Raw genomic sequence first — 12,992 nt, forward strand, 5'->3', positions numbered from 1 at the left:
CTTAATTATTTTAATCTAGCATTATCAACAAGCATTTTTAGATCAATAGAGAGATCATTTAAATTCTCAGCGAGATTTAACATCCCCTTAGCACCATCTGCACTTTTATCAGCAGAATGCTCAACTTCTGTAAGGATATCAGAGATCTTTTTGACCCCAGAATTCGAATCAAAGAGAATCTTACTTACTTCTTTTGTCGTTGCTGATTGTTCTTCAACAGCAGATGCCGTCGTCCCAGCAATTGCATTAAGTTTTTCAATAATTGTTTTAACTTCTTCGACTCCAACAACGACAGATTTTGTCTTCTCTTGGACATTACCAATCTTTTGAGAAATACTCTCCGTTGCATGGGCCGTTTGCTTTGCAAGTTCTTTAACTTCACTAGCAACAACAGCAAAACCTTTTCCAGATTCACCAGCTCTTGCAGCTTCAATCGTAGCATTTAAGGCCAAGAGGTTTGTCTGTTGAGCGATTTCACTAATAACTTTGATAACAGCTCCAATATCCTCTGAGGCATCTCCAAGCTCATTAATAATATCTCCAGCTTCTTGTGTCTTTTGAGTTGCTTCAGTTGAGAATTGAGAGGCCTCAAAAGAAGACTTTGTTAACTCTTGAATAGAAGCACTTAACTCTTCAGTGGAAGCACTTACATTTTGCACACCATTTGAAACATCTGATGAGTTCCTTGCAGCAACTTTAGATATTTCTAAAGTCTTTGAAGCATCGCTCGACATTTCATTTGCGGTATTAGTTATTTCTGTCGATGAAGAACTAATTTTCTCAACGGCATCAGCAAAGCTATTGACTAAATTATTATAGGCTTCCTTTTCTTTAGTTAAATCAGTCGCATATTTAACAACTTTATAAACATTTCCATTTACATCTAAAATAGGATTGTAAGAGGCATTAATCCAAATTTCTTTTCCGTTTTTTCCAATTCTTTTATATTCTCCAGCATCGAACTCACCTTGCCCGAGCTTTTTCCAAAAATTCATATAATCAGCAGAATTTGCATATTCAGGATCACAGAACATTCTATGATGCTTACCTTTAATTTCTGCAAGCGTATAACCAATGGCCCCTAGAAAATTTGAATTAGCATGAATAATAGTTCCATCGAGATTAAACTCGATTACGGCCTGTGATTTATCGATGGCCTCAAGTTGACCTTTAAAATCAGCATTTCTAATTTTTTGTTCAGTGATGTCTGTTGCAAACTTTACAACTTTAAAAGGGCTTCCAGACATGTCGTAAATCGGATTGTATGAAGCATGTATCCAAATTTCGTTACCATTTTTTCCAACTCTCTTATAATCACCGGCATCGAATTCACCACGTCCTAACTTCTGCCAAAACGCTTGGTATTCACTTGTCTTTGTGTATTCTGGATCACAGAAAATTGCGTGGTGCTTCCCAATGATCTCATCTAATTTATAGCCCATGGCCTTTAAGAAATTCTCATTCGCTGTGAGAATGTTTCCCTTTAAATCAAATTCAATAACTGCCTGAGATTTACTGATCGCATTGATCATTCCTTCAAACTCTGCGGTTCTTAGTTTCTCTTCAGTTACATCTGTTGCAAATTTAACCACTTTTTCAACTTTTCCACTAATGTCAAAAATAGGGTTATATGAAGCATTAATCCAAATAGATTCACCTTTCTTATTAAAGCGCTCAAACTCACCTGTGTTAAATTCACCTTCCCCTAAACGTTTCCAAAAGTTCTTATACTCGAGAGACTGGGCATATTGGGGATCACAAAAAATCTTGTGATGCTTTCCTTGTACTTCACTTAATTCATAACCCATGGCACTTAAGAAATTATCATTAGCAGTAATGATATTACCTTCTAAATCAAATTCAATAATGGCCTGCACTCTATCAAGAGCTTTTAAAAGACCGTTAATTTCATTTTCAGAATTAATATTGTTAGTATTTAATAACTGGCTCATAAACTTCCCTACTTTTTTCAAAACAAATCCTATTTCCATTATCAAGAAATTTTACTTGTTTTTTTAGAGTGAAAAATCTTCTTATAAAAATTGGACAACTGAAAAGTTAAGGAAAGCTTAAATATTAAATGACTGTTTTGCCCCGCTATTAAAACTAGTGGGGCATAGATGATTAAATTTTAGATCGTCTTCCAGAAGATTTTCTGATCAATTTTAAGCGTCGTTTTTCAGCGGCTTCACGTTTTTCTTTTTTTAATATTGAAGGCTTCGAGTAACTTTTTCTCTTTTTATACTCTTTTGAAACCCCGTAACTCTCACAAAGTCTTTTGAACTTTTTCAATGATCGCTCAGCTGTCATACCCTCTTTAATTTCAATTTTTACTGTTACAGTATTAGACATAAATATCCTCCTTAACGTGCCATCTTCTATCACTCCAACGTATTTGTTAAGGCCAAAATCATTGGTATTCGTAAAATACGAATACCAATGTTCAAATAGTTAGTTCTACTAACTACAATTTTTCTCAATTTAAGGTTTTAAGCACAAAAGCTTCTTCAAGAATGCCTATTTAATTAATTAAAATGGACAAATGACTAAAATATTGAGTACAGAATTCAACACCGTCAACTTTTCTAAAGAAGAAAAGATTGAAGCTTATCGCGAAAGTATTAGTGTCGTTTATGAGACTCAAGATTATTCTGTCAAAAAAGACCAATTCGAGGCCGTTATCAAGGGCTATCTTCTTGGCGAGTTGATGCTAATTGACTGTAAAACCTATGAGCAGCTTTTTACCCGCTCAAATAGTAAGATCGCTCAAGATGGCCTTGATCATATTCAAATTCAACTCTTTCTTGAAGGTAGTACAAATCCCTTAGAAGAAAAGACCTATGAAGCCTGTACTTCGAAAAACCTTATTGTAATGGACTCTACGCGACCATGGGTTGCAAAAAATAGCTTCTTTCACAATCTCTCTCTTATTATCCCGCGAAGACTTCTTTTAAATAAGAAATTAAACCTCGATCATGTTCATGGGATGATTCTCAATACTCAGGAGAATCCATTCGCTATGCTTCTCTATACGCATATTAGAACGCTTCATGCTTCTGTCGATAAAATTGATTCTCATCATGCTCATTTAATTGTCTCACCATCTATTGACCTTGCTGTTTCGGCCATGAGTTTCAAATACAATAGCGAACAAGGCAAGGCCATTGAAGAAAACGAAAATGCTTATGTCTTTAGAATTAAAAATTATATTGAAGAGAACCTTCATGATCCTCATTTAAAGGTTGAGTCTATTTGTCACTTTCTAAGTCTTCCACGAACAACTATTTATCGACTATTTCCTAAAAATTCAGGTGGTATTAGAAATTACATTCAGGAGCGAAGAATGCGAAAGAGCTATCGCCTACTCTCTAATGCCAGTAACTCATTAAGTATTTCCCAAGTATCATTTGAATGTGGATTTAATAGTGAATCAAGCTTTACAAGAGCTTTCAAAAACTACTTTGGCATCCTTCCCAAACAAGCACAAAAAAAGATACATTCCGACCTCTTTCTGTCTAAGCAGGGTTCTGATCACTTATGGTCAGATTGGCTTAGAAACCTCTGAAATCATGTAAAAACATAGAGCACAATTATTTGGGACACTCGGCACATTCCACATTCAATTCTTTTATATAATTAAGACTATAAACAAATTTAGGAGTTTACTTGAAGTTTATAGGTCTAATCTTTCTATTTATTGTTAGTTCTTGTACCTTTGATCAAACAAAGAATGTGCATTACAAAACTGACTTCAATGAAGAGATCATTGTTAAATTAAGTAACAAGCTTAACTATTCTACTAATGAAGTTCAGGTGGGAGAAGTTAATAAAAACTTTTTTAAAATCGTGAATAACTACTTTCGTGAGAAGTTTCAACTCAAATCCCTCTCTCAAGCTTTTTCAATTGCTCCTAAAGGAAATATTCAAAAAATCACAGTTTTACCAATAATGAGCGTAAAAGTTAAAATACCAAGAACAATTGCACGTTCGAGATTGGCCATAATCTATCACACTCAAATGAATCAAGGTGCTTCCCACATAGGAATTATCCCCTCCGATCATCTAACTATAACTAGTAATTATGTGCTGTTTAATACCAACCAATTTGGCCGCTACCAACTGGTTGAAGTTAGTGATGAACTTTCAAAAAAGTACAATATTAAGACAGTTATTCCTGTAAAGGAAATAAGCTTTAACCCTCTTTTATAAAAGGCACGGCTAAATCATCGCCCACCTTCTCATAGTAATTCGAATGAAAGTAAATTCCAGTTCCGGCCAATTCTTTTGTTAAACTGTAACGAATATCTGATTTCAACTCCCAGGCATCAGAAGGTGAATTTGCCCATGCAGCAATCCAACATCGAACAGAGTCTTTATGCAGATCCATTACCCAAAATGAAGGTTCTTCTGTTTTATTAAAGTAGGGTGACTTCTTTGCGGCCTGAATAGCAATTTTTTTAATATGATCGATATCGGTTCTAGGATGAATAAAGAACTCCACATGGGCCCAGATAAATCGATCGGAAAGAGTTAAGTTTTTAATCTCTTTTTGAAGCATTTTTGAATTTGGAATGACGATTCTATTCCAGTCCCAACGCTTTAAGACAGAGTAAGTTAAAGTGACTTCTTCAATTAATCCATACTCATCATCGATAATAACAGTATCTCCAACGCGAATCGATTTAAAGAACGTAATAACAACCCCAGCAAAGAGGTTTTCTAAAAATGGTCTTAAGGCAATACCCACAAGAACTGAGATAATTGCTGTAAAGATAGAAACATAAACTGTCGGAACTTTTCCAAGAAAAGGCACAGAAATAAAAATCGCCCACATCATAATAAGAATGACCGGTAGAGCATTCTTCAAAAATGTAAATCGTGTCTCTGCTGATTCTTGACCGATGTCTTTAATATATTGCTCTTGATCATCAACTGGAGAATCTGTTTCAACAGCATCTTCAATATTCTTACGATCAATAGTTTTCATTCTCTTTCTTTCAATTCTCTTGATTTTAGAAATTGCAAGAAAGTAGATCAGAAAAAAAGTAAACGTTATCGAGAGTGGGTAAATGTAGTCTAAAATTTTAATTTCCATACATCTACCCTAACAAAGAAATTCACCTATTTAAAATGGCGGAGTAAATTTCTAATTAATTTGATCTACATCAAAGTAAATCTATAGAGTTTCCCTTATAATAGGTATGTAAATTAATCAGGAGTATTTTGTGAAATTAATGATTCTTTTAACATTCTCGTTGTTGCCACTAAGTACATTCTCTAGTGAGAAAGAAGTACTCCAAACAATTCAATCTCTAGGCTCACAACTAAAAAAAGAACTCAAATCCTCAATGAGAAAATCTCCTGTCAATGCGATTGAGACCTGTCATATTCAAGCTCCAAAAATAAGTAGTGAACTCTCAACAAAAGATCTCAAAATTGGACGAGTCAGTTTTAAAAACAGAAATCCTGATAATAAACCAAAAGATTGGATGATCTCTTATATGGAGGACTTTCATATCAAGAAAATAAAATCACCCTATCTCGTTGTACAAATAGATAGTAAGACAAAGGGCCTTATAAAACCTATTGTCACAGCTCCCCTATGCCTCACATGTCATGGAGAAAATATATCTACACCAATTCAACATAAAATTAAGAAGCTCTATCCCAACGATAAAGCAACAGGATACAAAATAGGTCAGATTCGAGGTTTTTTCTGGGCGACCTATAAAGAGTAGCTACTCACCACCATAGTAGCTACAGCGAGAATGAAAAGTTGTGAGCCCTTTTTCAACAAGGCTAGCCCCTCTTTTGTAGAAGCTCTTCCAGACAATCTCTTCTAAATTTTCATCGTAATAACCAACGATTCCTTGTTTGTACTCTTCTTTCCAGATGATTTCTTTTTTCAGAGGATGGTAGACGCCAAAAATTCCTCGCTTTGGTGCTCGTCTCCATTCAATTTTCTTTGTATCGGGATTATAAATTCCGAAGGCACCATGCTTATAGTAAAATCGCCACTCGACTTTTCCAGAGTGAGGATTAAAAACACCGGCCACCCCATGTTTATACATCTCTTTCCACTCAACGATCTTCTTTTTTGGATTATAAACTCCAGCAACTCCCGAATGATGCGCGACTCTTGTTTCAATGGAATTTGTATTTGGATTGTAAACTTCACAAATCCCTCTCTTGTATTCGTCATAAATTTCAACTCCACCAAAAGAGATTAGAGGGTAAGAATAGAGGATAAGAAGGATTATTTCTTTCATAACTCCATCATAGAGAGGAAATATTGTGAAAATATGGAAGAATAACAACACCTAAACTACTGGAATTTATAGAAAATAAACGAAATATAAATTTTGTAAAAAGACTCGAATAATCAAAGAAATCATCGATAAGGTATGAGAACTTCAAAAAAAGATAGAAATTATGAAAAACTTATCCCACAGATTAGTAAGCCATATTTTAATGATTCTCATTGCTTCGATGACAATCTTAGCGACCGTTAATCTCTATAACAACAAGAAGATTCTTACTCAAAAGCAAATCAAAGAAAATGAATCTCAAGCGAGTATCATTTCAAACAATGTGAATAGCCGAATTTCAGAACTAAGAAACGATGCTCTTTTTCTTTCTGCAACACCTCCTATTCAAGGAATTCTTCGTGCCAAGAAAAACAAAGGTTTTGATGAGAAAGGAAAATCTTCTGAAGGCCAGTGGAAAGATCGACTGGAAACAATTTTCAAAGAAATGCTCATTGCCAAATCTCACTACCTCCAAATTCGCTACATTAGTCACAGCGACAATGGTAAAGAGATGCTTAGAGTCGAAAGAATTGGTTCTCGCATTGAAAGAACAAAAGAGGTAAATCTTCAAGAGAAGAAAAATGAAGATTATTATCAAGAAGTTTTTAAACTCACAGAGAATCAAGTTTATCTGTCACCTTTTTCTCTCAATAGAGAATATGGAAAAGTTCAAATTCCTTATACTCTCGTTTTACGAGCAGCCGTTCCCATCTACGAAAAATTCGATACTCCCTTTGGCTTTATCATCATTAACATGGACTACACAGGAATTTTTAGAGACATCTCTGAAGTCGTTGCTGAAAATACTGAGTACTTTGTTACTGATTCAAATAACAATATCCTCCTGCACTCAAATCGCTACTTTAATGCCATTGATGCAAACGGGAAATTTACAAAAGCAGATATCGTACATAAAAGTCTACCAAAATTCTTTAAGAGTGAAACCGTTAGTGAAATGACAAAAACAGTCTCTCTAACTGATAAAGAGCGTCTCATTATCGCCTCGAAGATTCACTATAATGAACTCAATCCCAATGACTACCTTGGAGTTGCTCTTATTTCTGATATTGATGTAATCACTGGAGCAGTTCGTTCAGGACTACTAAATGAAGCCTTAATTCTCTTTTTAATTGTTTTAGCTGCAACCTTACTTTCTTTTATTTATATCAATAAACAACTAGTACCTCTTCGCTACTTAAAGACCATTACATCGCGTTTTGATCAAGATAAAGACTTTTCAATTAGTGAAGAAGACCTTTTAAAAATAGAGGGCCAAGACGAAGTTGCAGAACTTTCTAGAACTCTTCTTCATATGTCAAAAGAGATTGGACAACAAAATATTCTTCTAAACTCACAAAAACTTGCGCTCGATTCAAAGGCGAGTGTTTCTGAAACAGATACAAGAGGAATCATTACTTATGTCAATGATAAATTCTGTAAACTGACTGGATATGAGAGAGAAGAACTAATTGGTAGAACTCATAAAATTATCAATTCCAATTATCATGATGAAGCTTACTTTAAACAAATGTGGGAGACAATCCTTGCTGGAGATCCTTGGGAAGGGGTCATTCGTAACAAAGCAAAAGATGGATCTTTCTACTGGGTCGACTCAATTATTCTTCCAATTAAAGACGACAAAGGTGAAATCTTAAAATTCATTAGTATACGCATGGATATCACTGAGCTTGTTGATCAAAGACAAAAAATGGCCGAGGCGACAGAGACAAAGTCACGATTTTTAGCAACAATGAGTCACGAAATTAGAACACCACTAAACGGTGTACTCGGAATGCTGACTCTCCTTGAAGAAGAAAATTTATCTGAAGAAGGAAAGAAGAATCTCGCGACAATGAAAAGTAGTGGGCTATCTTTATTGCAAATCATCAACGACATACTCGACTTTTCTAAAATGGAAGCGCACAAACTACATCTTGAAAGTATTGGAATCGATCTCTACGATGTGGTTCAAGAACCTATATCTCTTCTTTATTCCAAAGCAAAAGAAAATAATACGAAAATTGATCTGATTTTTGATGACAATTGCCCGCAACGTATTGTGACAGACCCAATTCGTTTAAAACAAATTCTTTTAAACCTTTTAAGTAATGCTATCAAATTTACAAAAAATGGAACGATAGAAATTCATGTTAAGGCGATTAAAACAATTGATCAGAAATTCACATTTCAATTTGCAGTCAAAGACAGTGGAATTGGAATCGATGCAGATAGTATCAATCATCTTTTTTCCCCTTTTACTCAGGCCGATACATCAACAACGAGAAGATTCGGTGGTACAGGGCTAGGCCTTACAATTTGTAAGGGAATCGTTGAAATGCTCAATGGAAATATCTGGGCTGAAAGTAAAGAGGGAGAAGGCTCTACTTTCTTCTTTACCCTGGAGGCCATTGAAGATTCTAGTACCACAACAGAAGAAGAGGAAGAATCTGCAATTGAAAAAGAAAAACCGCAGGAAGTTTTTGAGAAAAAGGAATACAAAATTCTCATTGCTGATGACAATAAAGTAAATCAAATTGTTGCTCGTAAATTTCTACAAAAGCTAGGCTATCAACCAGACGTTGTCGATAATGGTCAAGAAGCCTATGAAGCTCAAGTTGATAAATCATACGATATTATTTTTATGGATGGTCACATGCCTATTCTTGATGGTTATGAAGCAACTGTTGAAATTAGAAAAGAAGAATCTTCTATCAAACAACCTTGGATTATTGCTCTTACGGCCAGTACCCAAGAAGAAGATAAAAAACGTTGTATTGACTCAGGTATGAATGACTTTATCCCAAAGCCACTGACAATCGATACTCTTAAAGAGGCGCTTAAGCGTGTTGAAAAACTCTAGGGCCTAAGTTGTAGTTCTCGATCAATGGGCGTATCAAGGCATATAAAAGATTCTGTCGATTCGACTTCAGAGATCACTTGTAGTTTTGAAACGAGAAATTTGTGAAAGTGATCAATATTCATAACGACGATCTTTGTAAAGAGAGCGTAGTTTCCCGTCGTATAGTGTACTTCTACAACCTCAGGTAATTTCTCTAATTTTTTAATGACCTTGGAAACATCTTTTGCAGATTGAAGATGAATCCCCAAAAGAACAGTTACTTTATGCCCTAATTTCTTATAATCAATAAGCGCCTTAGAACCTTTCAGTATCCCCATCTCTTTTAATTTCTCTACACGTTGATGAATTGTTCCACCAGATACTGAGCACTTGCGAGCAATCTCCAAAAAAGGCCTACGAGCATCCTCTTGGAGGATCGTCAAAATACGGTAATCAAGAGTATCAATTTCATATTTCTGAGCCATTTTCAGCCTCCTATTTTGATAATATACCATAAAAAGAGCCTCCTTTTTAAATAAATCACAAGCAAAACCCCTTACCTATTGAAAGTTACTCAGAAAAAGCCGTAAATTAATAACAATTCGCCAATCCAAGGAGGATTTATGTGTGGATTTCTAACAGGAATTGTTGATCAAAAAGAAGAGAGAGAACTGAGAGCATCTCTCGAGAAAATCTTTTATCGCGGACCAGATGATACAAAGGCAATCTTTGATGGAGGAGCTTTCATTGGCTTTCAAAGACTTGCGATCATGGACCCGACTTCTAAAGGGGATCAGCCTTTTCAATCAGAACACTTTACTCTTGTTTGTAATGGCGAAATATATAACCATCAAGTAATTCGCAGTGACTTTGAAGATACCTATTCCTTTCTATCGAAAAGTGACTGTGAAGTAATCCTTCCTCTTATTGAAACTCTTGGAATAGAAAAAACGGCTAAAGTTCTCGATGGAGAATTTGCCTTTGTCATTTATGATCGAAAAAAAGAAATTTTTCTAGCGGCAAGGGACCATATGGGAATAAGACCGATGTTCTATGGAAAGCACAAGGACTCAGATCAACTTCTCTTTGCCAGTGAAGTTAAGGCCCTTCTTTCCCACTGTAAAGAAATATCCCCTTTCCCTCCTGGACATTACTACGATGGTCAAGAGTTTCATCGCTTCATCGACTTAACGACAGTTTCTAAATCTGATTATATTGAAGATGAGCAAAAGGCCCTTCAGGGTATTAAAGAAAAGCTATCTCAAGGTGTATTAAAGAGACTAGAAGCAGATGCACCTATTGGTTTCTTATTAAGTGGTGGACTCGATTCAAGCTTAGTATGTGCTATTGCGGCTAAAGAAAGTAAAAAACCAATTAAAACATTTGCCGTTGGAATCGAAGAAGGTCCTATCGATACTAAGTATGCGAAGATTGTCGCAGATTATCTTGGAGCTGATCACACAGAAGTTCTCTTTAAAAAAGAAGATATCTTCAGAACATTAGATGATCTCATCTATCGCCTTGAAACATATGACATTACAACGATTAGAGCTTCAATGGGAATGAACCTTGTTTGTGAATTCATAAAAAAAGAAACGGATATCAAAGTTCTTTTTACTGGCGAAGTTTCTGATGAACTCTTTGGTTATAAGTATACTGACTTTGCTCCAAGTCCAGAGGAATTTCAAAAAGAGGCAAAGAAAAGAATAGATGAACTTTATATCTACGATGTTCTTAGAGCTGACCGTTGTATCAGCTCAAACTCTCTTGAAGCAAGAGTCCCTTTTAGCGACAAAGACTTTGTCGACTTTGTTATGAAAATCGATCCAAAACTTAAAATGAATTCCACAGGAGTTGGAAAGCATCTTCTAAGAAAGGCCTTTGAACAAGGAGATTATCTTCCTCACGATATTCTCTATCGTGAAAAAGCGGCCTTTTCAGACGCTCAAGGACACGCTGTCGTTGATTATCTCAAGGCGCATGCAGAAGCTCTCTATTCTGAGCAGGATCTTTTAAAAGCAAAAGAAAAGTATCCACATGCTTGCCCAAAAACAAAGGAAGCACTGATGTACCGTGAAATATTTGAAAGACATTTCGAGGGTAAAAGTGATCTTATCAAAGATTTTTGGCTTCCAAATAAAGAATGGGAAAACTGTGATGTGGAGGACCCTAGTGCTAGAGTCCTTCCAAACTACGGTAAATCTGGAGAATAATTATTTTTTAAGAAGCTTTTCTAATTTCTTTAGGAAAGCTTCTTTATCATTTCCGCTTAACTTAAACGTTTTGTTTGTAGAATCATTATCAATAACAACTTCTAAACTCTCTCGACCTATTTGACCTTCTTTTCTTTTGTATGTTTCAAAAAAGGTTAATGAACAATGATCGCTTGTCACATTACTTGTAAGAGTTAATTTACCATCGGTCTTTTTTCTCGAAGCTATCCTTTTATTGCGTAGAATTGAATTGTGAAGATTTGTCATGACATCATCCATATTACAAAGAAGAGGAATATCAATACTTCCATTCATTGTGACACAAGGGCTCGTTGCGTTTTTCTTATCTATTGCAATGTTTGGAATTTCAGATTCATAAATAAGTCCAGCATCTATGATTTCTTTCAATTGATCTCTCGCTGTCAATCCATTATTACAAACGACATCAAAATCAACTTTATTCTTTTGCATTCTTTTCAAATTACTACGTAAATTTTTAATTTGAGTTACGTTCCATTTATTTTGAATTTCTTTATAAACCTCTTCTTGATCTGCATTGCCTTGTAAGCTGCTCTCATATTCAGCTGGCATACTAAAACCACTTTCAAGAATCATTTGATTTTGAATGGCCTTCCCTTTCTCGGTGAGATTGAAAGCATTTAGAATTGGTTGGCAAATAAAAGAATCTCTAAAATATCCTTTTGCGTTCATATCTATTTTGGACGCCAGATAGTCTAAAATCTCTTCTTTATCTCTTGAGTCACCTATAAACATCTGTTGATTATCATAGAAATTCAATAATTCATCATTTGTCGTCATACTATTAATATAAGCTTTTTGTAGTTTAAATAGTGAATCTGTGTCGCTTCCAAAAGACATACTCATATTATTATATAATTTGTCGGACATATGTTTAGGTAGCTTGTCATAGATTTTTAGTAATTCATCAACATCAGGATTCTCTTTATTATAAAGTTCATTAAATTTTTCTAAATGTTCCATGCTACTTGGGTATGGTATATTTAAATTACTTAATGTGTTTTTTAATTTTTGTAAGTTCTCAGTCGGATAACTTTGCATTTGACCACTTTCCATATTGAACACATTCATACGATTCATAAACTTAGTGGCGATTGATTCAATAATTCGGTCTTGAAAAAGAGAGTTACTATTTGAAAGATCATACTCTTGGATATACTTATCTAAAACTGCCGATAGTTCTTTTTCACTGCCTTCACTATAAAGTCTAGCTTCCAGCTCGCTACCAATTATTCCAGCATATGATTCGACATTATTAGCCGTTATTTCATATTTTCCGTCTAAATTTTTGAAAGCAAAAGGTAATGTTGATGGGTCAGTATTTGTGCCAGGATAACCAGACATTGAGCCAATGCCTCCAACGTTGGCGACTCCAAATCCTCCGCCGTAGATTCCACCGGAGCTTGTGCCATATGCTCCCATAGACCAACCGCCAGAACCAGCGGCATCAGCATATTTTTTACCTAAAGAACCTAGGCCGGATTCCTCTGAAAGAGTTGGTTGAATTGATAGTAAGAGAGTTATTAAGATTAGTTTTTTCATGTAAATCTTATCGATTTATTCAAATTAATCTTAAAAAAAAGGCCTCTTTAA

Annotated in this window: 11 protein-coding genes; 5 read left to right on the plus strand and 6 right to left on the minus strand. The window is 35.1% G+C overall.

The window, feature by feature from the left end; all coding sequences use genetic code 11:
* Positions 1-5: 5 nt before the first annotated feature.
* Both HBN50_RS13640 and rpsU read right to left on the minus strand, forming a co-directional pair.
* Positions 6-1,952 (minus strand): methyl-accepting chemotaxis protein, encoded by a 1,947-nt coding sequence (locus HBN50_RS13640; protein ID WP_273870908.1) that lies wholly within the window; start codon positions 1,950-1,952, stop codon positions 6-8.
* A 172-nt stretch (positions 1,953-2,124) separates the two neighbouring features.
* Positions 2,125-2,352: a 30S ribosomal protein S21 gene (gene rpsU, locus HBN50_RS13645; protein WP_273870910.1), complete on the minus strand. Its 228-nt coding sequence runs from the start codon at positions 2,350-2,352 to the stop codon at positions 2,125-2,127.
* Positions 2,353-2,542: 190 nt separating this feature from the next.
* Between rpsU and HBN50_RS13650 the strand changes: the two genes are divergently transcribed.
* Both HBN50_RS13650 and HBN50_RS13655 read left to right on the plus strand, forming a co-directional pair.
* Positions 2,543-3,565 carry a helix-turn-helix transcriptional regulator gene (locus tag HBN50_RS13650; protein ID WP_273870911.1) on the plus strand — a complete coding sequence of 341 codons (1,023 nt, stop codon included), beginning with the start codon at positions 2,543-2,545 and terminating at the stop codon, positions 3,563-3,565.
* 101 nt (positions 3,566-3,666) lie between these two features.
* The gene (locus HBN50_RS13655) at positions 3,667-4,209 is read left to right on the plus strand and encodes a hypothetical protein (RefSeq protein WP_273870913.1); all 543 of its coding nucleotides are present in this window, start codon (positions 3,667-3,669) and stop codon (positions 4,207-4,209) included.
* Here the strand turns inward: HBN50_RS13655 and HBN50_RS13660 are convergent.
* On the minus strand, positions 4,193-5,095 hold the full coding sequence (locus HBN50_RS13660; RefSeq protein ID WP_273870914.1) for a mechanosensitive ion channel family protein: 903 nt from the start codon (positions 5,093-5,095) through the stop codon (positions 4,193-4,195). The two genes, HBN50_RS13655 and HBN50_RS13660, sit on opposite strands and share 17 nt — an antisense overlap.
* Positions 5,096-5,234: 139 nt before the next feature.
* On the opposite strand from HBN50_RS13660, the gene HBN50_RS13665 reads away from it, so the two are divergent.
* Positions 5,235-5,738: a Tll0287-like domain-containing protein gene (locus HBN50_RS13665; RefSeq protein ID WP_273871518.1), complete on the plus strand. Its 504-nt coding sequence runs from the start codon at positions 5,235-5,237 to the stop codon at positions 5,736-5,738.
* On the opposite strand, the gene HBN50_RS13670 is transcribed toward HBN50_RS13665, so the two are convergent.
* Complete coding sequence (locus HBN50_RS13670; RefSeq protein WP_273870915.1) at positions 5,739-6,269, minus strand: hypothetical protein; 531 nt, start codon at positions 6,267-6,269, stop codon at positions 5,739-5,741. It lies immediately after the preceding gene.
* A 163-nt stretch (positions 6,270-6,432) separates the two neighbouring features.
* On the opposite strand from HBN50_RS13670, the gene HBN50_RS13675 reads away from it, so the two are divergent.
* Positions 6,433-9,168 (plus strand): ATP-binding protein, encoded by a 2,736-nt coding sequence (locus HBN50_RS13675; RefSeq protein WP_273870916.1) that lies wholly within the window; start codon positions 6,433-6,435, stop codon positions 9,166-9,168.
* Here HBN50_RS13675 and HBN50_RS13680 read toward each other — a convergent pair.
* Positions 9,165-9,632, minus strand: a complete 468-nt coding sequence (locus HBN50_RS13680; protein WP_273870919.1) for an Lrp/AsnC ligand binding domain-containing protein — start codon at positions 9,630-9,632, stop codon at positions 9,165-9,167. The genes HBN50_RS13675 and HBN50_RS13680 overlap by 4 nt on opposite strands.
* A gap of 138 nt (positions 9,633-9,770) precedes the next feature.
* On the opposite strand from HBN50_RS13680, the gene asnB reads away from it, so the two are divergent.
* A complete protein-coding gene (gene asnB / locus HBN50_RS13685; RefSeq protein ID WP_273870920.1) occupies positions 9,771-11,360 on the plus strand; it encodes an asparagine synthase B in 1,590 nt (529 codons plus the stop codon).
* Here the strand turns inward: asnB and HBN50_RS13690 are convergent, their stop codons facing one another.
* On the minus strand, positions 11,361-12,941 hold the full coding sequence (locus HBN50_RS13690) for a hypothetical protein (RefSeq protein ID WP_273870922.1): 1,581 nt from the start codon (positions 12,939-12,941) through the stop codon (positions 11,361-11,363).
* Positions 12,942-12,992 lie beyond the last annotated feature (51 nt).

Source organism: Halobacteriovorax sp. GB3 (assembly GCF_028649655.1).
Lineage (GTDB): Bacteria > Bdellovibrionota > Bacteriovoracia > Bacteriovoracales > Bacteriovoracaceae > BSW11-IV.

Bases quoted from the DNA above. Each gene is read 5' to 3' on its own strand.
- HBN50_RS13640 (WP_273870908.1), bottom strand. From the start codon at position 1,952: ATGAGCCAGTTATTAAATACTAACAATATTAATTCTGAAAATGAAATT.
- rpsU (WP_273870910.1), bottom strand. From the start codon at position 2,352: ATGTCTAATACTGTAACAGTAAAAATTGAAATTAAAGAGGGTATGACA.
- HBN50_RS13650 (WP_273870911.1), top strand. From the start codon at position 2,543: ATGACTAAAATATTGAGTACAGAATTCAACACCGTCAACTTTTCTAAA.
- HBN50_RS13660 (WP_273870914.1), bottom strand. From the start codon at position 5,095: ATGGAAATTAAAATTTTAGACTACATTTACCCACTCTCGATAACGTTT.
- HBN50_RS13665 (WP_273871518.1), top strand. From the start codon at position 5,235: ATGATTCTTTTAACATTCTCGTTGTTGCCACTAAGTACATTCTCTAGT.
- HBN50_RS13670 (WP_273870915.1), bottom strand. From the start codon at position 6,269: ATGAAAGAAATAATCCTTCTTATCCTCTATTCTTACCCTCTAATCTCT.
- HBN50_RS13675 (WP_273870916.1), top strand. From the start codon at position 6,433: ATGAAAAACTTATCCCACAGATTAGTAAGCCATATTTTAATGATTCTC.
- HBN50_RS13680 (WP_273870919.1), bottom strand. From the start codon at position 9,632: ATGGCTCAGAAATATGAAATTGATACTCTTGATTACCGTATTTTGACG.
- asnB (WP_273870920.1), top strand. From the start codon at position 9,771: ATGTGTGGATTTCTAACAGGAATTGTTGATCAAAAAGAAGAGAGAGAA.
- HBN50_RS13690 (WP_273870922.1), bottom strand. From the start codon at position 12,941: ATGAAAAAACTAATCTTAATAACTCTCTTACTATCAATTCAACCAACT.